General features: G+C 74.6%; 21 protein-coding genes. 11 read left to right on the forward strand and 10 right to left on the reverse strand.

Annotation, left to right across the window (positions count from 1 at the left end; translation table 11 throughout):
- Positions 1 to 179 precede the first annotated feature (179 nt).
- Positions 180 to 1,085 carry a slipin family protein gene (locus tag ABZ883_RS15890; protein WP_360906490.1) on the forward strand — a complete coding sequence of 302 codons (906 nt, stop codon included), beginning with the start codon at positions 180 to 182 and terminating at the stop codon, positions 1,083 to 1,085.
- A gap of 10 nt (positions 1,086 to 1,095) precedes the next feature.
- On the opposite strand, the gene ABZ883_RS15895 is transcribed toward ABZ883_RS15890, so the two are convergent.
- Positions 1,096 to 1,932: a GNAT family N-acetyltransferase gene (locus tag ABZ883_RS15895; protein ID WP_360906216.1), complete on the reverse strand. Its 837-nt coding sequence runs from the start codon at positions 1,930 to 1,932 to the stop codon at positions 1,096 to 1,098.
- Positions 1,933 to 2,082: 150 nt separating this feature from the next.
- Here ABZ883_RS15895 and ABZ883_RS15900 point away from each other — a divergent pair, with 150 nt between their 5' ends.
- A complete protein-coding gene (locus ABZ883_RS15900; RefSeq protein ID WP_360906217.1) occupies positions 2,083 to 3,195 on the forward strand; it encodes a S1 family peptidase in 1,113 nt (370 codons plus the stop codon).
- A gap of 48 nt (positions 3,196 to 3,243) precedes the next feature.
- On the opposite strand, the gene ABZ883_RS15905 is transcribed toward ABZ883_RS15900, so the two are convergent.
- Together ABZ883_RS15905 and ABZ883_RS15910 are read right to left on the reverse strand one after the other, a co-directional pair.
- Entirely contained in the window at positions 3,244 to 3,549 is a 306-nt protein-coding gene (locus ABZ883_RS15905) for a hypothetical protein (protein WP_360906218.1), read from the reverse strand.
- 174 nt (positions 3,550 to 3,723) lie between these two features.
- Complete coding sequence (locus tag ABZ883_RS15910; protein WP_360906219.1) at positions 3,724 to 4,500, reverse strand: TIGR04222 domain-containing membrane protein; 777 nt, start codon at positions 4,498 to 4,500, stop codon at positions 3,724 to 3,726.
- 93 nt (positions 4,501 to 4,593) lie between these two features.
- Between ABZ883_RS15910 and ABZ883_RS15915 the strand changes: the two genes are divergently transcribed.
- Positions 4,594 to 5,838 carry an amidase gene (locus ABZ883_RS15915; protein ID WP_360906220.1) on the forward strand — a complete coding sequence of 415 codons (1,245 nt, stop codon included), beginning with the start codon at positions 4,594 to 4,596 and terminating at the stop codon, positions 5,836 to 5,838.
- Here the strand turns inward: ABZ883_RS15915 and ABZ883_RS15920 are convergent.
- On the reverse strand, positions 5,825 to 6,706 hold the full coding sequence (locus ABZ883_RS15920; RefSeq protein WP_360906221.1) for a nuclease: 882 nt from the start codon (positions 6,704 to 6,706) through the stop codon (positions 5,825 to 5,827). The genes ABZ883_RS15915 and ABZ883_RS15920 overlap by 14 nt on opposite strands.
- Positions 6,707 to 6,887: 181 nt before the next feature.
- On the opposite strand from ABZ883_RS15920, the gene ABZ883_RS15925 reads away from it, so the two are divergent.
- The 3 genes from ABZ883_RS15925 (at position 6,888) to ABZ883_RS15935 (ending at position 12,439) form a co-directional block, all read left to right on the forward strand.
- Positions 6,888 to 10,367, forward strand: coding sequence for a DNA polymerase III subunit alpha (locus ABZ883_RS15925; RefSeq protein WP_360906222.1), 3,480 nt, complete (start codon positions 6,888 to 6,890; stop codon positions 10,365 to 10,367).
- Positions 10,364 to 11,380 carry a hypothetical protein gene (locus ABZ883_RS15930; RefSeq protein ID WP_360906223.1) on the forward strand — a complete coding sequence of 339 codons (1,017 nt, stop codon included), beginning with the start codon at positions 10,364 to 10,366 and terminating at the stop codon, positions 11,378 to 11,380. The genes ABZ883_RS15925 and ABZ883_RS15930 overlap by 4 nt, the downstream gene beginning before the upstream one ends.
- Positions 11,381 to 11,569: 189 nt before the next feature.
- Positions 11,570 to 12,439, forward strand: a complete 870-nt coding sequence (locus tag ABZ883_RS15935; RefSeq protein ID WP_360906224.1) for an alpha/beta fold hydrolase — start codon at positions 11,570 to 11,572, stop codon at positions 12,437 to 12,439.
- Positions 12,440 to 12,517: 78 nt separating this feature from the next.
- Here ABZ883_RS15935 and ABZ883_RS15940 read toward each other — a convergent pair whose 3' ends face one another.
- Both ABZ883_RS15940 and ABZ883_RS15945 read right to left on the reverse strand, forming a co-directional pair.
- Positions 12,518 to 13,258 carry a DUF2637 domain-containing protein gene (locus ABZ883_RS15940; protein ID WP_360906225.1) on the reverse strand — a complete coding sequence of 247 codons (741 nt, stop codon included), beginning with the start codon at positions 13,256 to 13,258 and terminating at the stop codon, positions 12,518 to 12,520.
- A gap of 69 nt (positions 13,259 to 13,327) precedes the next feature.
- A complete protein-coding gene (locus tag ABZ883_RS15945; protein WP_360906226.1) occupies positions 13,328 to 13,648 on the reverse strand; it encodes a hypothetical protein in 321 nt (106 codons plus the stop codon).
- Between the two features lie 151 nt (positions 13,649 to 13,799).
- On the opposite strand from ABZ883_RS15945, the gene ABZ883_RS15950 reads away from it, so the two are divergent.
- The 4 genes from ABZ883_RS15950 (at position 13,800) to ABZ883_RS15965 (ending at position 18,014) form a co-directional block, all read left to right on the forward strand.
- Positions 13,800 to 15,353, forward strand: a complete 1,554-nt coding sequence (locus ABZ883_RS15950; protein WP_360906227.1) for a carboxyl transferase domain-containing protein — start codon at positions 13,800 to 13,802, stop codon at positions 15,351 to 15,353.
- Positions 15,354 to 15,621: 268 nt separating this feature from the next.
- Entirely contained in the window at positions 15,622 to 15,873 is a 252-nt protein-coding gene (locus ABZ883_RS15955) for a hypothetical protein (RefSeq protein ID WP_360906228.1), read from the forward strand.
- Positions 15,874 to 16,480: 607 nt separating this feature from the next.
- Positions 16,481 to 17,617, forward strand: a complete 1,137-nt coding sequence (locus ABZ883_RS15960) for a methyltransferase domain-containing protein (protein ID WP_360906229.1) — start codon at positions 16,481 to 16,483, stop codon at positions 17,615 to 17,617.
- Between the two features lie 22 nt (positions 17,618 to 17,639).
- The gene (locus ABZ883_RS15965) at positions 17,640 to 18,014 is read left to right on the forward strand and encodes a GntR family transcriptional regulator (RefSeq protein ID WP_360906230.1); all 375 of its coding nucleotides are present in this window, start codon (positions 17,640 to 17,642) and stop codon (positions 18,012 to 18,014) included.
- 13 nt (positions 18,015 to 18,027) lie between these two features.
- Here the strand turns inward: ABZ883_RS15965 and ABZ883_RS15970 are convergent, their stop codons facing one another.
- Entirely contained in the window at positions 18,028 to 18,570 is a 543-nt protein-coding gene (locus ABZ883_RS15970) for a TrmH family RNA methyltransferase (protein ID WP_360906231.1), read from the reverse strand.
- Positions 18,570 to 19,691: a DUF5925 domain-containing protein gene (locus tag ABZ883_RS15975; protein WP_360906232.1), complete on the reverse strand. Its 1,122-nt coding sequence runs from the start codon at positions 19,689 to 19,691 to the stop codon at positions 18,570 to 18,572. Before ABZ883_RS15975 ends, ABZ883_RS15970 begins: the two co-directional genes overlap by 1 nt.
- A 113-nt stretch (positions 19,692 to 19,804) precedes the next feature.
- Here ABZ883_RS15975 and ABZ883_RS15980 point away from each other — a divergent pair, with 113 nt between their 5' ends.
- Positions 19,805 to 21,232 carry a xylan 1,4-beta-xylosidase gene (locus ABZ883_RS15980; protein ID WP_360906233.1) on the forward strand — a complete coding sequence of 476 codons (1,428 nt, stop codon included), beginning with the start codon at positions 19,805 to 19,807 and terminating at the stop codon, positions 21,230 to 21,232.
- Between the two features lie 15 nt (positions 21,233 to 21,247).
- On the opposite strand, the gene ABZ883_RS15985 is transcribed toward ABZ883_RS15980, so the two are convergent.
- Both ABZ883_RS15985 and ABZ883_RS15990 read right to left on the reverse strand, forming a co-directional pair.
- On the reverse strand, positions 21,248 to 21,472 hold the full coding sequence (locus tag ABZ883_RS15985; protein ID WP_360906234.1) for a hypothetical protein: 225 nt from the start codon (positions 21,470 to 21,472) through the stop codon (positions 21,248 to 21,250).
- A gap of 81 nt (positions 21,473 to 21,553) precedes the next feature.
- On the reverse strand, positions 21,554 to 25,117 hold the full coding sequence (locus tag ABZ883_RS15990; protein WP_360906492.1) for a lipopolysaccharide biosynthesis protein: 3,564 nt from the start codon (positions 25,115 to 25,117) through the stop codon (positions 21,554 to 21,556).
- Positions 25,118 to 25,123: the final 6 nt, after the last annotated feature.

The following is a 25,123-nucleotide window of genomic DNA, read 5'->3' on the forward strand; positions in this document are numbered from 1 at the left end:
CCGGGGGTCCCCACGCCGCGTTGTCGCATCGCCCGAGAAGACGACTCCCCGCCGTGCGGGGCACCCCCGGCGGCAGCCCCGGGTACCGGTCCGCCGGATCGGGGCATCCTCGCCCGTATCCGGTGGATTGACCGCGAGGTACCGTGGAAGTACGCGATCCCGGACGGCAGGGGGCCGTGATGGTCGTCGAGTTGATAGCCGCCGTGCTCTCGGCCGGAGCACTGTACTTCGTGGCCGGGGCCCGCGTCGTGCAGCAATTCGAGCGGGGAGTGGTGTTCCGCCTCGGCCGGGTCAGGGGCGGGATCCGGGGGCCGGGGTTCACGATGGTCGTCCCGGTCGTCGACCGGATGCGGAAGGTGAATCTGCAGATCGTGACGATGCCGGTGCCGGCCCAGGAGGGCATCACCCGCGACAACGTCACCGTCCGGGTCGACGCGGTGGTCTACTTCAAGGTCGTCAACGCCGCTGACGCGATCATCAACGTCGAGGACTACCGCTTCGCGGTCTCGCAGATGGCGCAAACCTCGCTGCGCTCGATCATCGGCAAGAGCGATCTGGACGACCTGCTGTCCAACCGGGAGAAGCTCAACCAGGGCCTGGAGCTGATGATCGACAGCCCCGCCATCGGCTGGGGTGTGCAGATCGACCGCGTCGAGATCAAGGACGTGTCGCTGCCGGAGACGATGAAGCGCTCGATGGCCCGCCAGGCGGAGTCCGAGCGGGAGCGCCGGGCCCGGATCATCAACGCGGACGCGGAGTTCCAGGCGTCCAAGAAGCTGGCGCAGGCCGCGCACGTGATGGGCGAGGAACCGGCCGCGCTGCAGTTGCGGCTGCTGCAGACGGTCGTCGCGGTGGCCGCCGAGAAGAACTCCACGCTCGTCCTGCCGTTCCCGGTGGAACTGCTGCGCTTCCTGGAACGCGCCCAGCCGGGCCCGGGCACTGCTGCCCCCGCCGGCCCGGCCGCGGCGCCGGAGGAATCCGTGGCGCCGCCCGCCGCCGAACCGGTCCGGGACGGTGCCCCCGGCGAGCTGCCGGAGCCGCTGCTGGACAGCATCCGGGCGCCGCGGCCCTCCGACACCGTCTGACGCCGGGGCCTCAGGCCGGGCCGTCCGCCGTTCCCGCGTCCGGTTGCCACAGGTACGGCACGGTCGTCGTGACCTCCACCAGCCCCAGCCGCCGCAGGACCGGAGCGCTGTCCGCCGAGGCGTCGACCTGCACGAAGCGGTGGCCCGCGGCGACCGCCAGCCGGGCCCGGTGCGCCACCGTCGCCCGGTAGACACCGCGCCCGCGCCACTGCGGCAGCGTCGAGCCGCCCCACAGCGACACGAAGTCCGTGCCCTGGTGGAAGCGGGCCCAGCCCGCGCAGACCACGGTGTCCCCGCTCTCGGCGACGACCACCACGCACGGGTCCCCCGGCCCGGCCACCTCGCTCTCCAGCATGTCCGGCAGCCAGTCGTGGCCGACGCCCCAGATCTCCTCCTCCATGGCGCGGATGCGTTCGAAGTCCGTGCGTGAGGTGACCTCGCGCAGCGTCACGCCCTCCGGCAGCCGCGGCTCGCCGGCCAGTGGCGCGGCCTCGCCCACCAGCACCGTTTCCGGCTCGTCGGGTACGAAGCCGGCCGCCGTCAGGCGCTCCGGCAGCCCCGGCGGCAGGTCGTGCGCGAAGTACTTCCACTCCACCGCCGTGCCGAGTCCGGCGAAGTGGTCCCGCTCCCCGGCGATCAGGGCGTCCAGCTCCGGCCCGTCCAGCCCGCCGAGGTCGCGGTAGTCGAGGAAGCCCGCCTCGCCGTGGCGGTAGATCTTGCGCAGCAGGGGGCCGACCCGCTCCACCGACGCGTGCCGGGAGAAGCCGTCGGGGATGCGGGCGCGCAGTTGTGCGTCGTACGCGGCGCGGTACTCCAGCGCCGTCGCGGAAGGTCCGGGAGTGCTCATCGGGCGGAGTCCACCACATCCCCCGGGCGGGGTCGACCGAATTTCCCGTGCTGAACGCGGCGCGCTCCCGTTCCGTATGACAGGCCGCACGGCGCTGCCGTCCGCGCTGTCGACGACCGGACCCCGTATCCCCCCACAGGAGGTCGTGAGTTGAAGCACAAGCATGTGTCGAAACGGAACTTCGCACTGGTCGCGGCAGGTGTCGCGGCGATCGCCGCGGCCGCCGTCCTGCTGCCGGACGCCAACGCGTCGCAGTCCCCGCAGCCCTCGCGGCAGGACGCACCGCCCCAGGCCCTCGGCGCCGGTTCGGCGGCGGGGACGGCCTCCCGGCTCACCGCGGAGTTCGGCTCGTCGATCGCGGGCGCGTACTGGGACCCGTCTGCCCGGCGGCTCGTGGTCAATGTCGCCGGGAACGACCCCGAGGCCGTCCGCGGGGTCCGGCAGGCCGGCGCCGTACCCCGCCGGGTCCGCAACACCGCCGCCGAACTGACGGGCGCGGCCGGGGTGCTGAGGCAGAACGCCACCATCCCGGGCACCGCCTGGGCCGTCGACCCCAGGACCAACCAGATCCTGGTCACCGCGGACGGCACGGTCACGGGCGGGAAGTGGGACAGGCTCCGGGCCACCGTGCGGTCGCTCGGCAGCGGCATGGCCCGGATCGAGAGGTCCGCGGGCCGGATCACGCCCTTCGTGGCCGGCGGTGACGCGATCTTCGCGGACGGAGCGCGCTGTTCGCTCGGCTTCAACGTCGTCAAGGACGGCGCCCCGGCCTTCCTGACCGCCGGCCACTGCGGTGTCGCCTTCCCCGCCTGGTCCGACACGCAGGGCGGCGCCCCCGTCGCGACGGTCGCGGCCGCGACCTTCCCCGACGACGGCGACTTCGCCCTCGTGACCTACGACGACCCGGGCACCGACGCCCCCGGTCAGGTCGACCTGGGCGACGGCCGGGCCCTGCCGATCACCGGGGCGGCGGACGCCGCGGTGGGCCTGGAGGTGTTCCGCATGGGGAGCACCACCGGTCTGCACAACGGCACCGTCCTCGGCCTCGACGCCACCGTCAACTACCCGGAGGGCACCGTCACCGGGCTCATCCAGACCGACGTCTGCGCGGAGCCGGGGGACAGCGGCGGCTCGCTGTTCACCCGCGACGGGAGCGCGATCGGGCTGACCTCCGGCGGCAGCGGCGACTGCCGGTCGGGAGGGGAGACGTTCTTCCAGCCGGTGACGACGGCCCTGGCCGCCGTGGGCGCGGAACTCGGCTGACGTGCGGCGCTGACACGCACGGGGGGCGCGCGGGTTCCGGCGGCAGGCTCAGCGGTCGAGCGGGAAGGCCATCACGACGGCGCCCGCGGTCCGCGGTGCCGGTACGCGGGGGGCCCGCGCGTCCTCGTGCAGTCCGACCAGCAGCGCGGCGAGCCGGTGCCGGAAGTCGTCCCAGATCTCGGCGGCCTCCGCGTCGCCGGCGGCCTCGACGGGCCCGGTGTCGCCGGCCCGGTGCGGCTGCCGTGCGCACGGCGGCTCCACGAGGCCCGCGGCCGCCAGGCGGCGCAGATGGTTCAGCATGCGCAGCCGGCCGGGGTGCGCCGCGGGTCTGAGGGTGGTGCCGGTCGCCGTCATGGCGGTCAGTAAACCGTGCCGTCCCCTTGCCTTCGCAACCCCTTCCGGGTCTTCGGTCACCCGGGGCGTGACGGGTGTTGACGCGCGGGACGAACGGATACGCGCGGGACGTCCGGACGTGACCCATCTCGCACCGTCGCCGGGTTTGGCCCCCCGCCGGCGGCCGGCGGCCCCTCACCCTCCGCAGCTGAAACCGCCCCCACCGGACGTCCCGGTGCGGGAGACGTAGAGGCTGTCCGTACGGTCGCGGCCGAGCAGACCGCTGTCCCGGGCGAAGTGCGGGGCGGCGGCCAGCAGGGCCGGCGCACCGTGGAGGGCGGCGGCGAGCAGGGCGGACTCGGGCGACAGGGACCGCGACCGGGTCAGGGGGAAGCGCTCGCGGGTCCGCCGCAGCGCGCGGCGGCCGGCGCGCGTGCGCCGCGGCACCGCCCACACGGCGCAGGCGCAGGCCACCAGCGCGGCGGGGACGGCCACCCGCAGCACCGGTCCCCAGCCGTCCGCCCCCACCAGGGCGACCACCGCCGCCACCGCGGCGGCGCACGCCAGCACCCGCGCGGTACGCAGCCCGCGGCTGCGGCGGACCAGCCCGGCAGCGGCCAGCCGCTCGCGCAGGGCGTCGGTCTCGCGCCGCACGGAGCGGGACGCGGTGACGCCGTTCACGCCCGAGGGCCGGTACAGCGCCTTGTAGACCGCCAGTTGCAGCGGGTGCGACAGCCCGGCCATCGCGCCGGAGATCCGCGTGGTGCCGTGCGGGCCCGCGTCCACGGTGCCGCGCAGATGGAGCGCGAGCAGGGCCACGGTCGCGGCGCCGCGAGGGCCGTCGCGCAGATACGCCGCCTCGTACGGATCCGTCACCTCATCGAGTGAAGCGCGCGGCGCGCGCAGCAGTACGGCCGCCGCGGCGAGCAGTCCCACCGCGATCCCGGAACACGTCCATGCGAGCCAGGACATTCCCACCACCCCCTGGAGGTGGTGTGCCCGCCGGCGCACGCCGGAACGCCCGGTTTGAGCAAGGCCAGAGGTTGGGGCGTAGCCTGAACCGCCGTGACGGACCAGGTGGATCTCGCGGCAGTGGTGCGTGACTGCACCGACGGTATCGACCGGCTGGACGCCCGGGTGCGGGCGTTCGTGCCCGAGCCCGACCGGCGGGGCCGGCTCGCGGCGGAGGCGGCCGCGGCGCCGCCGGGTGTGCTGACCGGGGTCGTTGTGGGCGTCAAGGACATCGTGCGCTGCGACGGGACGCAGACCCGTGCCGGGTCGCGGGTGCCGGCGGAGGTGCTGGCGGGGCCGCAGGCGTCGCTGGTGGACCGGTTGCGCGCGGCGGGGGCGCTGGTCGCGGGGAAGACGGTGACGGCCGAGTTCGCGGTGACCGCGCCGGGACCCACCCGTAATCCGCACAACACCGCGCACACGCCGGGCGGTTCGAGCAGCGGGTCGGCGGCGGCCGTCGCCGCGGGCATGGTGCCGCTGGCGGTCGGCACGCAGACCGTGGGCTCGGTGATCCGGCCCGCGGCCTTCTGCGGGGTGGTGGGCTTCAAGCCGACCTTCGGGCGGATCCCGGTGGACGGGGTGATCGCCAACGCCCCGAGTTTCGACACGGTCGGTGTGCTCGCCGCCGACGTCGCGGGCGCGGCGCTCGGCGCGTCCGTGCTGTGCGACGACTGGCGGGCGCCGGTGCCGGGTCGTGGCGGGGCCGGCCGTCCGGTGCTCGGTGTGCCCGCCGGGCCGTACCTGGACCGGGCCGGGGCGGAGGCGCGGGCGGCCTTCGCCGCGCAGACCGCGCGCCTGGCGGCGGCGGGCTGGACCGTGCGCGAGGTGCCGGTGATGGACGCGCCGGGCGAGTTCGAGGCGGTCGTACGGCAGTTGTTCACCATGAACCGCTACGAGGTGGCCCGCACGCACGCCGGCTGGTTCCCCCGCCACGGGCACCTCTACCGCGAGCAGACCGTCGCCGCCATCCGCGAGGGCCAGGCGATCGGCCGCGGCGACTACGAGCGGGCCGTGCGCGAACGCCGTGATGTGCGGGGGCGGTTGCTGGACGCGATGGAGGGGATCGACGCGTGGCTGGCACCGCCCGCCACCGGCCCGGCCCCGTTCGGCCTGGACAGCACCGGCGACGCGGTGATGTGCCTGCCGTGGAGCAACGCGGGCCTGCCCGCCGTGAGTCTGCCCGCCGGGTACGCCGCGAACGGCCTGCCTCTGGGGCTGCAGGTCGTCGGGCATCCGGGGGAGGACGAGGAACTGCTGCGCTGGGCGGCGGAGCTGGCCTTGGCCGTCATGCCTCGGTGAAGACCAGCTCCTCGATCGGCCGGGTCATCCGCACCGTGCCGTCGTCCGTGACCTCGACGACGTGGTGCAGCCCGCGCACCTGCGCGCGCGGCGTGGCCGAGGACGTGATCCGGTACGTGTCGGCCGCTCCCGCGAGGAAGGCGCGGAACGCCGGTACGGAGAACTCGCCGGACGCCAGGTGGTCGTACAGGCGCCGGAAGAGCTTGGGGACGACCACGGCCTCGTCGGTGAGCGAGGAGAGCCCGGTGACCTTCACCCCCGCGGTGCTCGCGTCCTGCGGCCACAGCCCCGTCCCCGCCGTCCTGGCCTGCCGGGTCACGGCGGCCAGTTCCTCGCGCAGGTCCTCGAAGAGATTGCTGTAGAAGGTCGGGTACGCCAGGCCCCGCTCGATCAGGTGGTGGTTGACCGTCCGGCGCAGCAGCGGTACGCCGACCGAGACCTCCTGGCTGCTGCGGGTGCCCTCCGGCAGCGGGCCGCGGCCGGCCAGGGCGACGCAGCGGCCGTGCACGTCGACGCCACCGGTGAGGATCCACCCCGGCACGCTCTCGGGGTCGGCGGAGACGACCCGTTCGCTGTCGGGCGCGCGCCGCACATCGGTGAAGCCGAGCCACGCCAGGAGTTCGTCCCGGGCCGCGTGGGCGAAGGGCAGCGGCTGGTGGGCCGGTGCCGAGGTCGGCCCGTAGTGGGTCTCCAGGGCGTCGACGGCGTCCAGGCGCAGCTTGCCCCGGCAGGAGTTGGTGAGGTCGAGCCGGGCCGCTCCCGGGACGCGGTTCCAGTCCGGGTGCCGGGTGGGGACAAAGCCCACGGTGTCGCCGTCCGGCTCGCTGCCGGTTATCTGGAAGGACCCTTTGACCAGCAGCATCGGCATGGCGGCTTCCCCTCGGGTGTGCGCCGGCGGTGACGTCGTGTGCAGGAAACCACACGGACGGTGGTGGAGGACAGGGATCCGGCACGTCTCCGGCATGTCTTCGTACGTGTGTTCGAGAAGTGGTCTATGGTGGGTACCGGAGGGTCCGGAAGGGGGGAGACGTGAGCGGTCGGAGGTGCGTATGCCGGGATTCACGCATCTGCACACCGTCTCCGGCTTCTCGCTGCGGTACGGGGCCTCGCACCCCGAACGGCTGGCCGAGCGCGCCGCCGAGCGGGGCATGGACGCGCTGGCGCTGACCGACCGGGACACCGTGGCCGGCGTCGTGCGGTTCGCCAAGGCCTGCGCGCGGGCCGGGGTGCGGCCGCTGTTCGGCGCCTCGCTCGCGGTGCCCGCGGCGTACGACGGGCCGGCCGCCCACCCGCCCGGCGGCCGGCGGCGCACGCCGGTGCGCGGCGGCTCCTTCGTCCCGGAGGCGGCCGACCGGGCGGTCTTCCTCGCCCGGGACCGGCGCGGCTGGGCCGCGCTGTGCCGGCTGATCAGCGCCGCCCATGCCGGGGAGGTGGGGCTGGGCTGGGCGGACCTGGGCCAGGAGGGGGTGTTCGTCCTGCTGGGCGCGGACTCCGAGGTCGGCCGGGCGCTCGCCGCCGGCCGCCCCGACCGGGCCGCGAAGCTGCTGCGCCCCTGGCGCGCGGCGTACGGGGACGCGCTGCGCCTGGAGGCCGCCCACCACGGCCGCACCGGCACCGGGCCGGGGTCGCTGCGGCTGGCCGCGCGCATCGTCGGTTTCGCCGCCGAGCAGGGGGTGACCCCCGTGCTGACCAACGCCGTCCGCTACGCCGACCCCGGGCAGGGGGAGGTGGCCGACGTGCTGGACTCGGCGCGCCGGCTCGTGCCCGTCGACGTCCGCACGCCGGAGGGCCTGGACGGCGGCGGCCGCTGGCTGAAGGACGCGGGGGACATGGCGCGCACCGCCGAACGGATCGTGGAGGCGGCCGGGTTCGGCCGCCGGGACGCGCACCGGCTGCTGCGCGCCACCGAGGAGACCGCCGCGGCCTGCGCCGTCGACCCCGCGGACGACCTGGGGATCGGGCAGGTCCACTTCCCCGAGCCGGAGACGGTGGGGGCCGGCGCCCGCACCGCCGACCGCGTCCTGCGCTCGCGCTGCGCCGCCGGGATGGTCCGCACCGGGCACGACCGCGCACCGGCGTACTGGGCGCGGCTGGAGGACGAACTGCGGATCATCGAGCGGCTCGGCTTCGCCTCGTACTTCCTCACCGTCGGCCAAGTGGTCGACGACGTGCGGGAGATGGGCATCCGGGTCGCCGCGCGCGGTTCCGGCGCGGGCTCGCTCGTCAACCACCTGCTGGGTATCGCCGCCGCCGACCCCGTCGAGCACGGCCTGCTCATGGAGCGCTTCCTGTCCGGGCGGCGGGCCTCCCTGCCCGACATCGACATCGACGTGGAGTCCGCCCGCCGGCTGGAGGTCTACCGGCGCATCCTGGACCGCTTCGGCGGCGAGCGGGTCGCCACCGTCGCCATGCCGGAGACCTACCGGGTCCGGCACGCCGTCCGCGACGTGGGGGCCGCCCTGGGGCTGGAGCCGGAGCTGACCGACCGGCTGGCCAAGGCCTTCCCGCACATCCGGGCGCGCGACGCGCGGGCCGCGCTCGCCGAACTGCCCGAGCTGCGGCAGGTGGCGGGGGAGGACCACGGCCGGCTGTGGGAGCTGGTCGAGGCGCTGGACGCGCTGCCGCGCGGGGTCGCCATGCACCCGTGCGGGGTGCTGCTGTCGGACGCCGGGCTGCTGGACCGCACGCCGGTGATGCCGACCAGCGGCGAGGGCTTCCCGATGTCGCAGTTCGACAAGGACGACGTCGAGGACCTCGGGCTGCTCAAGCTCGACGTGCTCGGGGTGCGGATGCAGTCCGCGATGGCGCACGCCCTGGACGAGGTGGAGCGGACCGGCGGCGGCCGGATCGACCTGGAGGACCCGGCGCAGGTCCCGCCGGGCGATCCGGCCACCTACGAACTGATCCGCTCCGCCGAGACGCTGGGCTGCTTCCAGATCGAGTCGCCCGGCCAGCGCGACCTGGTGGGGCGGTTGCAGCCCAGCACCTTCCACGACCTGGTCGTGGACATCTCGCTGTTCCGCCCGGGCCCGGTCTCCGCCGACATGGTGCGGCCCTTCATCGACGCCCGGCACGGCCGCACGCCCGTCCACTACGCGCATCCCGATCTGGAGGACGTGCTGAGCGAGACCTACGGAGTCGTCGTCTTCCACGAGCAGTTGATCGAGATCATGCGCGTGATGACCGGTTGCGACCGGGGGTTCGCCGACGAGGCCCGGCGGGCGCTGTCGGACGAGGCGCGGCAGGGCCGGGTGCGGGCCTGGTTCGCGGACCGGGCGCGGGAGCGCGGCTACCCCCGCGAGGTCGTCCGGCACACCTGGGAGATCGTCTCGGCCTTCGGTGCGTACGGCTTCTGCAAGGCGCACGCCGTCGCCTTCGCCGTGCCCACCTACCAGTCGGCCTGGCTCAAGGCGCACCATCCGGCGGCCTTCTACGCCGGGGTGCTCACCCACGACCCGGGCATGTACCCCAAGCGGCTGCTGCTCGCGGACGCCCGGCGGCGCGGGGTGCCGGTGCTGCCGCTGGACGTCAACCGGTCGGGCGCCGCCTATCGAATCGAACTGGTGTCCGACGATGAAGGGGAGGGGGCCGGGATGCCCGGGGTGTGGGGACTGCGGCTCGCGCTGTCGGAGGTGCACGGCATCAGCGAGGCGGAGGTCGCCCGGATCACCGCCGGGCAGCCCTACACCTCGCTCCAGGACCTGTGGGAGCGGGCCCGCCCCGGCCGGGCCGCGGCCGAACGGCTGGTGCAGGTCGGCGCGTTGGACGCGTTCGGCGGCAACCGCCGCGACCTGCTGCTCCAGGTGGCCGAGCTGCACCGGCAGGGCCGCGCCTCCGCGTACGACGGCCAGCTCGCCCTCACCGGGGGAGAGGCGGAGGCCCCGCCGGCCGGCCTGCCCGACATGGACGCCGGCGAACGGCTCCGCGCCGAGCTCGGTGTGCTCGGCATGGACGCCTCCCGGCACCTGATGGAGGACCACCTCGCCTTCCTGGAGGAACTGGGCGCGATCCCGGCGCACCGGCTGCGCGAGGTGCGGCACGGCGAGACCGTCCTGGTCGCCGGCGCCAAGGCGGCCACCCAGACCCCGCCCATCCGCTCCGGGCGCCGGGTCATCTTCACCACCCTCGACGACGGCACCGGCCTGGTCGACCTCGCCTTCTTCGACGACAGTCACGAGGCCTGCGCGCACACCGTCTTCCACTCCTGGCTGCTGCTGGTCCGCGGGGTGGTCCAGCGCCGCGGCCCGCAGAGCCTGTCCGTCGTCGGCTCCGCGGCCTGGAACCTCGCCGAACTCGTCGAACTGCGCGGAAAGGACGGCCTGGAGGCGGTCGCGGCCCGGCTGGCCGAGACCCCGGGCGGGACCGCGGACGAGCCCGCGGGCCTGCCCGTCGCGCCGCCCGACGGCCGCCGGGTGCGGATGTCCACCGGCTACGAGATGCACCCCTGGGCCGACCTGCGCCCCGCCGGCGAGGGCGTCCCCACCGGCCGCAAGCTCTGGCACTCCAGCCCGGGGAGCGCGGGACGATGACGAACGGCGACACCGGGCGGCGGCGGGACGGCACGGCGAGCATCCTGCACGTGCGCTGCGCCCCGGCACTGCCCGAGGAGCGCTACCGGGCGGTGCTGGACCTGCTGCGCGCGTTCTCCCCCGTCGTCCAGGCGGTCCCGCCCCGGGCGGCTCTGGTGCAGGTGCGGGGCGCGCAGCGGTACTTCGGCGCGGACGCCGAGCGGATCGCGGAGCTGGTACGGCTGCGGGCGATGGCCTGGCTGGCCGCGGACCTGCGGATCGGGGTCGCGGAGACGTGGGCGGTGGCGGCGACGGCCTCGGACCGCGTGGCGGGCCCGGGCGGCGTCCTGGCCGTGCCCGAGGGCGCGGCGGACGCCTTCCTGGCGCCGCTGCCGGTGGAGGCGCTGCACGGCGTCGGCCCCCAGCAGGCCGAGGCACTGCGCACGTACGGGCTGCACACCATCGGGGCGGTCGCCGCGGTGCCGCCGGGTGTCGTGGAGCGGATTCTGGGCCGGCGCGCGGGCCGGCTGGCCGCGGAACGGGCCCGCGGCACGGACCCCCGTCCCGTCGCCCCCAAGGACCTGCCGCCGTCGGCCGGTGTGACGCACCGGTTCCCCCGGCACGAACTCGACGGCCCCGCCGCCCGGGCCGCGCTCCTGGACCTGGTGGTGCGGCTGGGGGCGGTGCTGCGCGGCCGCCGGCAGGTCGCCGGGTCCCTGTGCCTGACGCTGCGGTTCGCCGGCGACGGGCAGTGGGAGAGGACCCGGCGGCTCGCGGAGCCGTCCGCGCACGAGGAGGATCTGCGGTTCCTGGCCTACCGGTTGATGGACGCGGCCGGACTGCAGCGGGCGCGCCTGGCCGGTATCGGGCTGCGCGCGGAGGACCTCACCGGCGCCGACCGCGTGGCCCAGCAGCTCTCGCTGGACCCGATGCGCGCGTCGCACCTGACGGCGGAGGCGGCCGTGGACCGGGTGAACGCCCGGTTCGGCTTCGGCGCGGTGCGTCCGGCCGCCACGTTCCGCAAGGCGTCGTAGTCCGCGGTGCCGTCCCTCTTATCACACGGCAGTGAAGTCAGCGTGACACATTCTTTACCGACCAGTAGCTGGCCGGTTTTTGTTACCCGTGCGTAAATTGACGGAAGCTCAGCAATCTTGTGATCCGGATCACAGGTCGTCAGGGAACGGTCCCCCCTGCTTTTCCCCCACCTGCGAGGAGATCGCTCGATGCTGCACTTCAGACGGACAACGCTGCGGCTGCTGTCCGCACTCACCCTCGCCGCGGCACTCACCGTGACGCCCGCCCTGGCCGGTACCGCCGCCGCCTCCGCCCCCAGCAGCGGCTGGAACAACTGGTCCTGCAAGCCCTCCGCCGCCCACCCGCGCCCGGTCGTCCTGGTCCACGGCACCTTCGGCAACTCCATCGACAACTGGCTCGGCCTCGCCCCGTACCTCGTCGCGCGCGGCTACTGCGTCTACTCCCTCGACTACGGCCAGCTGCCCGGCGTCCCGGTCTTCTACGGACTCGGCTCCATCGCCGCGTCCTCCCAGCAGCTCGCCGACTACGTCGACCGGGTCCGCGCGTCCACCGGCGCGGGCAAGGTCGACATCGTCGGGCACTCCCAGGGCGGCATGATGCCGCGCTACTACATGAAGTTCCTGGGCGGCGCCCCCAAGGTCAACGCCCTCGTCGGGATCGGCGCCGACAACCACGGCACCGACCTCAACGGACTGCTCAACCTGCTGCCCTACTTCCCCGGGGCGGCCGACGCCATCGACGGCCTCCTGCCCCAGGGCCTCACGGACCAGATGGCCGGATCGGCCTTCCTGACCAAGCTGAACGCCGGCGGCGACACCCTTCCCGGCATCCACTACACGGTGATCGCGACCCGGTACGACGAGGTCGTCACGCCGTACACCTCGCAGTTCCTGTCGGGACCCGACGTCCACAACGTGGTGCTCCAGGACCTGTGCTCGCTCGACCTGTCCGAGCACGTCCTCATCGGGCTGACCGACCGCATCGTCTTCCACGAGACGGCCAACGCCCTCGACCCGGCGCACGCCACGCGGACCGACTGCACGGACGTCTTCAGCTGACCCGGACGGCTCCGCCACTGCTTCCGGTCCCGTCCGGGACCGGAAGCAGCCCCATGGCGGCCGCCGGCCGGTGGCGCCTCAGGAATGCCGCCGGCTGCGCGGGGTGCGCCGCGGCGGCCGGGTGAGCGTGATCTGCCGGACGAGCTGGTGGAAGCAGGACAGGGCCGCGATGGCGGGCAGCGCCGCGACGGTCCAGTTGGTAATCGTCCTGGGGGCGCAGGCGATGCAGAACAGGATGGCGAACGCCGAGAAGAGCAGCACGACCGCCCACGAGTGCGGGGCGCGGCGCTGGTGGAGGGCGGCACGCAGGATCGACAGCGAGGCCACCATCCACGGGCCGTACACCAGCAGCGGCCACCAGTCGGCCAGGCCCGCGGACCCGTCGGCGGACGCGATGTTCCGCAGCGGGTCGTGCGCGATCATCCCGCCGAGCACGCTCACCATCGCCACAATGGTCGCCGCCAGCGCGGCGACGACGAAACTCAGCGTCTGGGTCCGGGTCAGCCGGCGGCGCAGCGCGGCCCGGCGGATCTTGCGGTGGCGGCGGCGCGTGAGGGGGAGCTCGTGCGTCGCGGTGTCCGGGGCGTGCTGGAAGACGTCCTCCTCGTCGTCCTCCCCGGACTGGTCGAGCAGCTGCGCCAGCTCCTCCTCGGACGCCCACGCCCCGTTGAGGACATCGAAGTCCGGGGCGGAGAAGACCCCGTGCCCCGACGTGTCGTCGTGGCCGGACTGGCGGGGGCTGTAAATGGTGGAACCGTGGAGCTGATCCTCGTACGGCAGACCATTCTCAGGGCGGAAACGGTCCTGCAAAGGCGGCATGAAGGCATTCCTGTCGGGCCGGGCGGGGGCAAAGGGGCAAGAGGGCAAGAAGAGGGAGCGGGCGGCCCCTCAGTACGGCGCCGCCGGGTCGATGCCGGAGCAGCGACGGGTGAAATCCCCCTCGATCCCGGCCATCTCCCGCGTGAACTGCTCCAGCTCCGAGGAGCAGTGGACGAGGGGGACCCGCTCGTCACCGCGCTCGATGTAGGCGTCCGAGGCACCGGAACCGCCGAGGAAGTGGTCGGCCCGCGGAATGAAGACCCACTCCCCGAGGGGGAAACCGGGCGAGGTGCGCGGGGGGTGCGTGCGGCGGACGGACGCCGGGACGGTCCGGGGGGTCGCGCTCCCGGACGACGCCTCAGGCGCGCTCTGGGGATTGACTGTAGCCACATCCCCACAACGACGGCCGACCCGGTGATGGACGTGGGCCACACGAGTGACCCCGGCGCGCCCGGCGGCGCTCGCGCCCGCCCCGAGTACCGCTCCACAACGGCGCGTTGACCTGCGGGCCAACGCCTCGGCGGGATGGCAGGGTGTCCCCATGACCGAACCGCCCTGCCGCCCCGCCTCCCTCCGGCTCGTCGACGAGGTCCTGGACCCCGGAACCTGGCGCCGCTGGGATGAACCCGTTCCCCCTGTTCCTCCGTATCTGGACGGCGAGGAGTACCGGGCCGACCTCGTCAGGGGCCGCGCCCGGACCGGGCTCGACGAGTCGGTGGTCACCGGCGAGGGCCGCGTACGGGGCCGGCGGGTGGCCGTCGTGGTGGGCGAGTTCGGCTTCCTCGGCGGGTCGATCGGCGTGGCCGCCGGGGAGCGGCTGGTACGGGCGGTCGAACGGGCCACCCGCGAACGGCTGCCGCTGCTGGCCTCCCCGGCGTCCGGCGGGACGCGCATGCAGGAGGGCACCATCGCGTTCCTCCAGATGGTGAAGGTCGCCGCGGCCGTCACCGACCACAAGTCGGCGGGACTGCCCTACCTGGTCCACCTGCGCCACCCCACCACGGGCGGCGTCCTCGCCTCCTGGGGCTCGCTCGGCCACGCCACGTCCGCGGAACCCGGTGCGCTCATCGGCTTCCTCGGCCCCCGCGTCCACGAGGCCCTGTACGGCGAGCCGTTCCCGCCCGGCGTGCAGGTCGCGGAGAACCTGCTGGCCCACGGCATCGTGGACGCCGTCCTGCCGACCGAGCGGCTCGCCGGGGCGGCGGCGCGGGCGCTGGCGGTGCTCTGCGGCGACCCGGCCGGTGCTGCCGTCCCGGCAGATGACGCCGTACCGGCCGGTGACGCCGCCGCCGACGTGCCGGCCGCGGAGTCGATCCGCCGCTCACGGCGGCCCGAACGGCCCGGACCGCGCGCCCTGTTGGCCGTGGCGGGCCGCGACGTCACGCCGCTCAGCGGCACCGGCGCGGGGGAGCGGGACCCCGGACTGCTGCTCGCGCTCGCCCGGATCGGCGGCACCCCGTGCGTCGTCCTCGGCCACGACCGGCGGGGCGCCGGCGACGGACGGCCCCCCGCCCTCGGCCCCGCCGGACTGCGCATGGCCCGCCGCGGCATGCGCATCGCGGCCGAACTGGACCTGCCGCTGCTCACCGTCGTCGACACCGCGGGCGCCGCACTGTCCCGGGAGGCCGAGGAGGGCGGCCTCGCCGGCGAGATCGCCCGCTCCCTCGCGGACCTGGTGACCCTGCCCGCGCCCACCCTCTGCCTCCTCCTCGGCCAGGGCGCGGGCGGCGGCGCCCTCGCCCTGCTGCCCGCCGACCGGGTGCTGGCTGCCCGCCACGCCTGGCTGTCCCCCCTGCCGCCCGAGGGCGCCTCCGCCATCCTCTACCGGACCACCGAACGGGCCTTCGAGGTCGCCGCCCGCCAAGGCGTGCGCTCCGCCGACCTGCTCGCGCGCGGCATCGTCGACCGCGTCGTCGAGGAGGCCTCCGGCGGAGCGGACGCGGCGGACACAGGGGACGCCTCGGATGCCCCGGAGACCTTCCTCACCCGCCTCGGCGCGATCCTCGGCGCCGAACTCGCCGGCCTTCGTGCCGTACCCCGCCCCGAACGCCTCGCCGCCCGCCGCGCCCGCTACCGCACCCTCGGCCTCCACTGACCCCGCGGGGCCGCGGGGGTGCGCCGCACGGTCCCGTGATGGGGGCGAAGGCGGCCCCTTCGCAGGTGTGTGCGGCGCGTGAGTCGGCGGCGCTTGGGGATCTCGCCCGAGTCGCGGCGCGTGTACACGCAATCGAGTGTCCCCGTGAACGCCGCCCCCAAGGCAGAATGTGCGCATGGCGATGTGAAGAGCACCGGCCGGACGGAAGTCCTGGCGCAAGTGGGGATACGGCTGGTCCGTCGCCGACGGTGACCGCTGGATCTGCCGTGTGTGCCACGAGCCCGTCCGTTCCTACGAGTACCGCTTCCATCCGCCCGAGTCCTCCGGCTTCGAGCGCTGCATCGGGTTTGCCTGGTGCTCGGGGTGCCGGATCTACACGGGCAACATGGTCCACGTTCCTCGCAAGCGGGTTCTGGTCGACGCCCTTGCGTCGCTGCCTGCCGACGACCGCGACCAGTTGCGCCGCAAGGAGGCCGCGTTGATCGACTATCTCGACAGTCAGGGGCCCGGCAGGCACTGACCCGAGCCCCATGTCGAGCCGTCGTGCTCGGCGCCATCACCGGCCTGCCCCGGCGTGTGGCCGCCGGGCGATTCCAGGGCCTTAGGTGAACCGCTGTTGGAGGAAGGGCTTGTAGGGGTCGAGGATGCTGGTGCGTCCACTTCAGCGGCCGACCCGCAGCTCATCCGGGTCCTATGCGCCGACCAGTCGGCGCACTGTGTTGCGGGCCAGGCCCGATCGTCGGCCGATGGCGCGCGCGGGCTGAACCCGTCCGCCATGACTCGATGCGGCGACGGCGCCGGGCTCACGCCGCGGACCTGCGCCCTTATTGCTGGTGGGCACTGTGACGGCGCACGCCCGTCCGGCCCGGTAGGCGTCGCCGGTGAGTGCGAGAACGCGCCGGCCAGGCGCACGACACGGGGGCGTCGCAGGCAGGATCGGCGGAAGGCCCGAAGCGGCTGCCTCCGCACGGCTCACCGCGACAGCGCGGACGTGGTGTCCGCGCAAGTCGCCGCCCCGGGACGGTGCCAGTGAGGGATGGAGGGTCGGCCGGAGGCCCGAAGTGGCTGCCTCCGTACGGTCCGGCGCCGCCCCGGGCGGTGTCAGTGGGGGGTGGCAGGATCGGAGGGTGGACGAAAAGAGCGGGGAGTACTGGGACGCCGAGGCCGACCGGTTCGACGAGGAGCCGGATCACGGGCTGCGGGACCCTGAGGTCCGGGCGGCGTGGGCGGGGCGGCTGCGCGGGTGGCTGCCGGACGCGCCGGCGGACGTGCTGGACCTCGGGTGCGGGACGGGCAGTCTCGCGGCGCTGGCGGCGGAGCAGGGCCACCGGGTGACCGGGGTGGACCGGTCGCCGCGCATGGTGGCCCTGGCCAGGGCGAAGCTGGCGGGGACGGACGCGCGGGTGGTCGTCGGCGACGCGGTGCGGCCGCCCGTGGCGGCGGGGCGGTTCGACGTCGTGCTGGTACGGCACATGCTGTGGGCGATGCCCGACCCGGCGGCGGCGCTGCGCCGCTGGGCGGGACTGCTGCGGCGCGGCGGCCGCCTCGTGCTGGTCGAGGGATGCTGGGGCGAGGCGGAGCCGGTGGGGATCACAGCCACGGAACTCGCCGCCCTGGTACGCCCGTTCGCCGCGCACACGGAGATCGAGCAGCTCGCCCACGACACCGCCCTGTGGGGCCGCCCGGTCCGGGACGAGCGGTACGCCGCCGTGGTGCGGCCGGCCCCGCCCCGGCGGCACAGCGAGATCGTCGACGTCCACCTGATCCTGGTGCGCGACGGCCACGTGCTGCTCGGCCGCCGCGTCAACACCGGGTACGCCGACGGCCTGTTGCACGCTCCGTCCGGCCATGTCGAGGACGGCGAGGACGTGCGGGAGGCCATGATCCGGGAGGCGTACGAGGAGGTGGGTGTCGTGCTGCGCCCCGAGGAGACCGGCGTCGCCCTGGTCATGCAGCACCGTGCCCCCGGCGGCGAGGCCCGCGTCGGCTGGTTCTTCGTCGCGGACGGGGCCGGCCGGGAGCCGGTCAACCGCGAGCCGGACAAGTGCTCGGAGCTCGGCTGGTTCCCGCTGGACGCGCTGCCGGACGACATGGTCGCGTACTGCAGGGCCGGTCTGGACGCGTACCGGGCGGGCGAGCGCTTCGTGCTGCACCTGCACGAGCCCGGCGACACCATCGCCCACGACCCGCACGCCCCCGGCCGTGCCGTCGCCCTGCCGTCGGGCGGCTGCAGCACAATGGCCGCGGCAAACGCCGTGCCGTGACCCACCGGGAGAGCGAACAACAGTGAGTTTGAAGATCGTCATCCGCCCCACCGCGGCCGCCGCGCCGTTCGAGCAACTGCGGGCCCAGATCGCCGACCAGGCCCGTTCCGGTGCCCTCCCGGTCGGCTACCGGCTGCCGACGGTGCGCGGACTCGCCGACGAACTCGGCCTGGCCGCCAACACCGTGGCCAAGGCGTACCGCGCCCTGGAGTCGGACGGCGTGATCGAGACCCGCGGCCGCAACGGCACGTTCGTGGCGGCCGCGGGCGACGCCGCCGACCGCGAGGCGGCCACCGCGGCGACGGCCTACGCCGAGCGGGCCCACCGCCTCGGCCTGGACCGGGCCGCCGCCGAGGCCGCCGTGCGCGACGCGCTGCGCGCCGCGTACGACGCGTAGCGCGTCGTCCCGCTCACAGCAGCCCGGCCAGTTTGTACAGCGCGAGCGAGCCCGCGACCGCGACGTTGAGGCTGGCGCCGGTCCCCACCATCGGGATCTCCACGGCGACGTCGAGCAGGTCGAGCGCCTCCGGCGGGATGCCGTGCTGCTCGTGGCCGAGGACGGCGACCGTGGTCCGCCGTGCGGCCGGCAGGTCCGCCAGCCGCACGGCCTCGTCGGCGAGTTCGACGCCCACGATGTGCGCCCCGCGGTCGCGCTGCCGCTGGAGCCAGCCCAGCGGGTCGCCGGTCCAGTGCACACAAGCGGGGCGCCGCAGCGTGTTGCCGCGGGCCAGCGCCTCCGGTACCCAGGGGAAGCGCGGGACGACCAGGCACGCCCCCACCGCGTCGCAAGTGCGCAGCAGCGTGCCCAGGTTGGCGCCGTGCAGCGGCCACAGGGGCGCCGCGTACAGGTGGTCCCAGCAGCCGTGCGCCCGGGGGCGGCGGCCGCGCCGCAGTTCGGCGCCGGTGCGGGTGCGGATGTTCCGCTTCGTCCCGTCCGGGCGACCCGCGGGCATCAGAGGTAGAGGCCCCCCGAGGAGGAGGCCGGGGTCTGGGCGGGGAGCACGGGGCCGCCGGCGGAGGACGCGCCGCGGCGCAGCGCGTACAGCTCGGCCAGCGTGGCGCCGTCGCGGCCGACGCCCTCGGAGGTGCCGAGCCAGTGGGTGGCCTCGGCGCGGGTCAGCGGGCCGACCTCGATCCGGGCCAGGCAGCGCCCGGGGCGGACGACCGCCGGGTGCAGCCGCTCCAGGTCCTCGTTGGTGGTGATGCCGACCAGGACGTTGCGGCCCTGCCCGAGCAGCCCGTCGGTGAGGTTGAGCAGCCGGGACAGCGCTTGGCCCGTCTGGTGCTTGGCCTGGCCGCGGATGAGCTCGTCGCAGTCCTCCAGGAGCAGCAGCCGCCAGCGGCCGGGCCCTTCGGCGTCGTCCTCGCCGATGGCGATCTCCATCAGGTAGCCGACGTCGTTGAAGAGCACCTCGGGGTCGAGCACGCAGTCCACCTGGCACCAGTCCCGCCACGCGCGGGCCAGGGTGCGCAGCGCGGAGGTCTTGCCGGTGCCAGGCGGCCCGTGCAGGAGCAGCAGACGGCCGCTGATGTCGTCCGCGGTGAGCTTCATCAGCCCGTCCACGGCCTCGGCGACCGGCGCGGTGTAGTTGCCCCGCACGTCGTCCCAGGGCGCGGCGCTGATCTGCCGGGTGATGCGGTGCGGCCCGCGGCGCGGTGCCACGTACCAGAAGCCCATGGTGACGTCGTCGGGCTGCGCTTCCGGCTGGTCCTCGGCGTCCTCTACGGCCTCGGCCAGCACGCGCTGCGCGAGCTCCTCGCTCACGGCGGTCACCGTCACGTCCGCGCGGTGGTGCCAGCGGGAGACCAGGATCGTCCAGCCGTCGCCCTCGGCGAGGGTGGCGCCGCGGTCCTTGTCGCGTGCCGCGCGCAGCACTTCGGCCCCGGCCGGCAGCAGGGTCAGTCCCGACTTCACGCGCTCCACGGAGGAGCCGCGCGAGTACGGCTGCTCGCCGGTGACGAAGCGGCTGAGGAACAGGGCGTCGATGGCGTCGGACGGCGAGTCGTCGTCGTTCATGCCGAGACGGATGGACAGGGCGCGATGCGGGGGCGTTGCGTCGGGCATGGGGCTCATGATCCGGCACGGGCTCCGCACGCGCACAGGGTTTTCGCGGAGCGGCGCAATCCCGTCGAACCCCCGGTGAAACCCGCCCGATCCGGGCAACGCGGCGGTTACCCTGGCTGGTGATGGGACGCCATGGGGACGTGCGTGCGAAGGTACCGGGGGCGGGGCGGCGGGGCATCACCGCGCTTCTGGGGATCGGTGCGGTCGCGCTGGCGCTGCTGCTGACGACGTGCGACCTGCGGGGCGGTACGGGCGACGGCGGGCGCGCCGGTGCCGGGCCGGGTGCCGGGGTGCACAGCCCGTTCCGCATGCCCACGGGGAAACCCTCCACCGAGCTGGGTTTCGGCCTGACCCACACCGAGTACAGCGCCGACCACGGCGAGGGCCCGGCCAAGCGGTCGGTGGCCGGACTGCTCTCCGAGCGGTCGCTTCCCCAGGACCAGGCGATCATGGGCTGGGGCGCCGACAACCCCGAACCGGCGCCGGGCACGTACGACTTCGGCGAGCTCGACGACCGCGTCGACCTCATCCGGGCCAGCGGCGGCACCCCCGTGATCACGCTGTGCTGCGCCCCGGACTGGATGAAGGGCGGGGCGCCGGGCGCCGGAACGGATTGGTCCCGGCTGGAAGTCGCCCCCGACCCCGCCCACTTCGACGACTTCGCGGCCCTCGCCGCCACCGTCGCCCGCCGCTATCCGGACGTGCGGCACTTCATTGTCTGGAACGAGTTCAAGGGCTTCTGGAACGACGGCGAGCAGCGCTGGGACTACGAGGGCTACACGGACCTGTACAACCGCGTGTACCGGGCGGTGAAGAAGGTGAATCCGGACAATCTCGTCGGCGGCCCCTACCTCGTCATGGACAGTTTCGCCCCCGGCGACGACGGCAACGGCGACGCCTCCGGCACCCTCAAGGGCCCCTGGGGCGCGGCCGACCGGCGCGTCCTGGACGCCGTGGACTACTGGCTGCGCCACAAGGCCGGCGCGGACTTCCTGGTCGCCGACGGCTCCAGCACCAACCGCGACGACTCCCTGGTGCCCGACGAGTTCGCCGCCACCGAGAAGTTCGCCGCCGTCGGCCGCTGGCTCAAGCAGCGCAGTGGCGGGCTGCCGCTGTGGTGGGCCGAGTGGTACGTGGAACCGGACGGGAAACCGACCGGCTGGGACGAACGGCACCGCACCGCCGTCCAGGCGGCCGCCATGATGGAGCTCGCCCGCGGCGGCGCCGACGCGGCGTTCTACTGGAACCCGCAGGAGCGCGGCAAGGCGTGCCCCGGCTGTCTGTGGACCAGCACCGAACTGTCCTCCGGCGGCGGCCGGCAGCTGCCCATGCTGGACCTGCTCCGGCGCTTCGGCGCCGCCTTCCCGCCGGGTACGCGCTTCCGTACGGTGTCCGTCGCCGAGGACGACCGGCCGAATGTGCGCGTGCTCGCCGACGACAAGGCGGTGCTCGTCGTCAATGTGCTCGACCGCCCGATCCGGGCGACGGTGGACGGCCGCTCCTTCGACCTGCCCGCCTACGGCGCCCACTGGCTGGGCCGCGGCCGGTAGCGGCCGCCGCGGGCGTCAGACGACGTTGCGGACCAGCCACTCGTCCGGGTTGTAGGCGTCGCGGTCCGGGTCGTGGACCGTGGCCCGCACCGCGGGGACCGCGTCCTGCGGTCGGACGCGCTCCGGCAGCCGGCCGAAGCGGGCGCGCCGGGCCTGCGCCGCCGTGTCCGCCGCTTTTGCCGGGGCCTGCGGTGCCGTGACCTGTGCCTGCGAAGTGGTGCCGTTCTCCTTGTGCGCCATTGCTCGCACCTCCTTGGCCCCGGGAACGCCGCGTGGCGGCGCGGTGTTCCCGGGGCTGTCCCGGGGAGGCCGGGCGGCCGGTCAGCTCAAGGTGAGGAAACGGATCACCGTCGCCGCCAGGAACACCAGCAGCAGCGGCGCGGCCGCCACCAGCGACCAGCGCATGCCGCGCCGCCGCCTGGCCTCCGGCAGGGTGACCCGGGCCAGCTCGCGCGCCCCGAGCAGCACCAGCAGCGAGACGCCGGCGAGCACGCCCGCCGCCGTCCATGTGTTCCATGTCACCACCGGGAAGACCCGGCCGGGCCGGGGTTCGGGCGCCTCCCAGCCGGCGGGCTGCTCGCTCAGCTCGTAGACCGTCGCGTCCTCGTTGCGCACCACCGGCCGCAGCTCGGTGCGCGCGTCGAGGGAGCGCAGCAGTTTGTCGGGCCAGGTCCGGGAGAACCCGGCGTCGAGCTGGAGATAGGCGTTCTGGCCGCGCGAGACCATCAGGTACGCGTTCGGCCCCGCGTCCTGGAGCGCCTCGACCAGCGGATCGACCAGCACCGGGTCGCGCGGCGCGAGGACCGGCACGTAACTCACCCGCTCCATGTCCCGGGCGTTCCACGGCAGGCTCGGCGTCACGTCGTTCACCGGGTCGGTGCTGAGCCACACCAGGCGCGCGGTCGGCTTGTCGTGCGCGTACACGTACTCCATGGCCGCGACCTCGCCGGTGCGGACCCGCTCGAACGGCTCGTTGCCCCAGCGGGCCACCAGGAAGCCCGCGATGAGCACCCAGCCGGCCAGCAGTGCCGCGGCCGGCCCGCGCCATCCGCGGTCCGAGGAGGACCGAGGGAACAACGCGAGCGCGCCCAGCACGGCGGCCCCCGGCAGGGCGAACAGGAACACCCGCAGGGCCATCTCGCCGCCGTAGGACTGCATGCCGAAGCCGAGGAACGGCACGACCAGCAGCACCAGCAGCGCCAGGTCGCTGAACCCGGCCCAGCGGCGCCGCAGCCACCCGGCCGCCGCGAGCATCATGACGCCGCCGGCCAGGGCGACCCGCACGTACAGCACCAGCTTGTGCACCGTGCTGCCGCCCTCGATGCGCCCGGAGACGCTGGAGGAGACATTGCCGCCCAGCGAGCCCATGCCGCCGAAGAGTTCGTCGAAGTGGCCCGACCAGTACGGCTCCGCCAGGTAGCAGATCCACCCGATCAGCAGCACCCCGCACAGCAGCGGCAGCCCGAGCGGTGTCGACCGCCGGACGAGCACGAGCACGGTCAGCACCCCCAGCATCACGAAGGGGGTGAGCTGGTGGCTCACCACCGACGCCGCGAACAGCGCGACCAGCAGGGCCAGCAGCACCGCGCGGTCGGTCCGGCCCGTCGGGGGCACCTCGGCCTCGCCCGGCAGCAGCTTGCCGCGCGGCGCCCCGGGGGACCGGAACCAGACCAGGAGCACGGCCGCGAAGAGCAGGTAGATCAGGTAGTTGAGCGACTGGGGGGAGAAGTAGTCCTGCCCCACCCAGCCGCACAGCGCGAACATCCACACCGCGCACCACTTCGCCCGCCATCCGGCGCGCACCGCGCGCAGCAGCAGCATCAGCGGGGCCAGGTACAGCAGTTCCACGGCCAGCGGCCACCAGCGCAGCACCTCGGTGAGGTCGGTGAGTCCGATGGCGCGGGTGACGAAGGTGACCGCGGCGAAGAATCCGGGCCAGGAGAAGCGGGCGTCCATGTCGGGCGCGGCGTCCCCGGTACGGCCGATGTAGTCGATGAAGCCCGCGTGCTGCCAGGCGGTGGCGAACCGCGGCTGCTCCTCCAGGACCGCGGGCACGGCGTGCAGGGACACCACCGTCGCCAGCAGGACCGCCAGCAGCAGCCACCGGCGCGGCGCGCCCAGCCACAGGCCGGCCGCGAAGGCCACCACCAGCAGCGCCGCCCCGGCCAGGGTCGCCGGCGGGAGGACGGAGATCAGGCCCAGGCCGTTCATCGCGTCGAGCGAGGCGTCGTCCATGCCGGTCAGCGGCAGCCAGTACAGGGCCAGCGCGCCCAGCAGCATTCCCCAGACGCCGAGTTCGAGCAGCCGCGCCCGGCGGCCGCCGGGCGCGTCGGGCGTTGCCGGTGCCTCCGGCGGTGTCTGCGCGGGTGGTCCGGACGCGGGCGGCGGGGACGCCGGCGCCGCGGCGGCCAGGGACTTCTCCGCGCGCGGCGCGGGCAGCTCCGGGACCGCGGTGCCCTTCGGCGGCGTCACCCAGGGACGCCGCTCGGGGTGGTCGAAGTCGAGGTGGACGCCCAGTTGGAGGGTGTCGCTGTCCAGCGCGGCGGCACGGGCCCAGCGCGTGCCGTAGACGATCTCCAGGTCCTCGCCCGCCGCGGCCGTCTGCTCGGGCGCCGGCTCGGAGGCGGCCGCCGCCTCGTGCGCCTCCTCCGCCTCATGGGCATCGCCTTCGGGCGGCGCGGCCGCGGGGGCGGTGACCAGCCGCCGCAGCCCGAAGACGGCGACCACCGCGATCACCACCAGGCTGCCCAGCTCGGCCCACCCGGCCCCGGTGATGCCCAGCGGCCCCAGCAGCGCGAGGGTGGATCCCAGCACCAGCAGGCACAGCAGGCCCTGGAGGAAGGCCAGCAGCCCGGTGCGGCTCTGCGCCCGCAGGACGCCGAAGTAGACCTCGATCAGCACCCGGGTCAGCGAGCACAGCGCCAGCAGCCGCAGCAGCGGCGCGCCCTCCTGCGCGTAGCCGTCGCCGAAGACTCCGAGGATCTGCGGTGCGAAGACGCCCATGAAGAGCGTGATCGGCACCATGATCCTGGCCATCCGGCGCAGCGCCGCCCGGCAGTTCTCGGCGATCCGGCCCGGGTCGTGGGCGCCCTCCACGGTCAGCGAGGACCCCATGTTGATCGCCAGCAGGTCGATCGTGCCGCCGATCGTCATGGTGATGTAGAAGTACGCGTTGTCCGTGGCGGAGATCTGCGAGGCGACGATGACCGGGACGAGGTACACCACGGCGAGCGCGAAGAACGAGCCGGTGGCGTCACCGGCGACGAAGCGGCCCATCTGACGGCCCGTCGGCGGGTCGCCGGCCCCCGCCGTGGCCTTGACGTGCCGGGGCACCAGCCGGCGGAAGACCAGCCAGCCCAGCGGCACCACCGACAGGCCGATGGCGGCGACCCAGGACACGAACACGCCGGCCGTCGGCACGGCGGCGGCCAGGCCCACCAGCAGGGCCAGTTTCGCCGCGGAGAAGACGGTGTTGCCGACGGGCACCCACACCGCTTTCCGCAGCCCGGTCAGCACCCCGTCCTGGAGGGTCAGCAGCGACCAGCCGATCACCGCCGCGATGAAACCGAGGCCGTTGACCGTGCCGTGCAGAAAACTGTACGAGGGGCCCCAGAGGCCCAGGGTGAGCAGGAAGACCGCCGCCGCGAAGGCCACGATCGCCGAACTCCCGGCGTACGTACCGAAGATCAGGCGCCCGGTGCGCCGCCCGGAGACCGGGATGAAGCGTGCCAGGGCCCCGGTGAGGGTCACCGCGGTCAGGCCCGCGAGGAACTTCATGGCGGCGATGGCCGCCGAGCCCTGGCCGACCGCGTCCTCGGTGTAGTAGCGGGCCGCGACCAGCCAGTAGCCCAGGCCCAGGACCGCGGACACACCGGTGTTGAGCATCAGCGC

The sequence above is a fragment of the Streptomyces sp. NPDC046977 genome, from assembly GCF_040644455.1.
Taxonomy (GTDB): Bacteria; Actinomycetota; Actinomycetes; order Streptomycetales; family Streptomycetaceae; genus Actinacidiphila.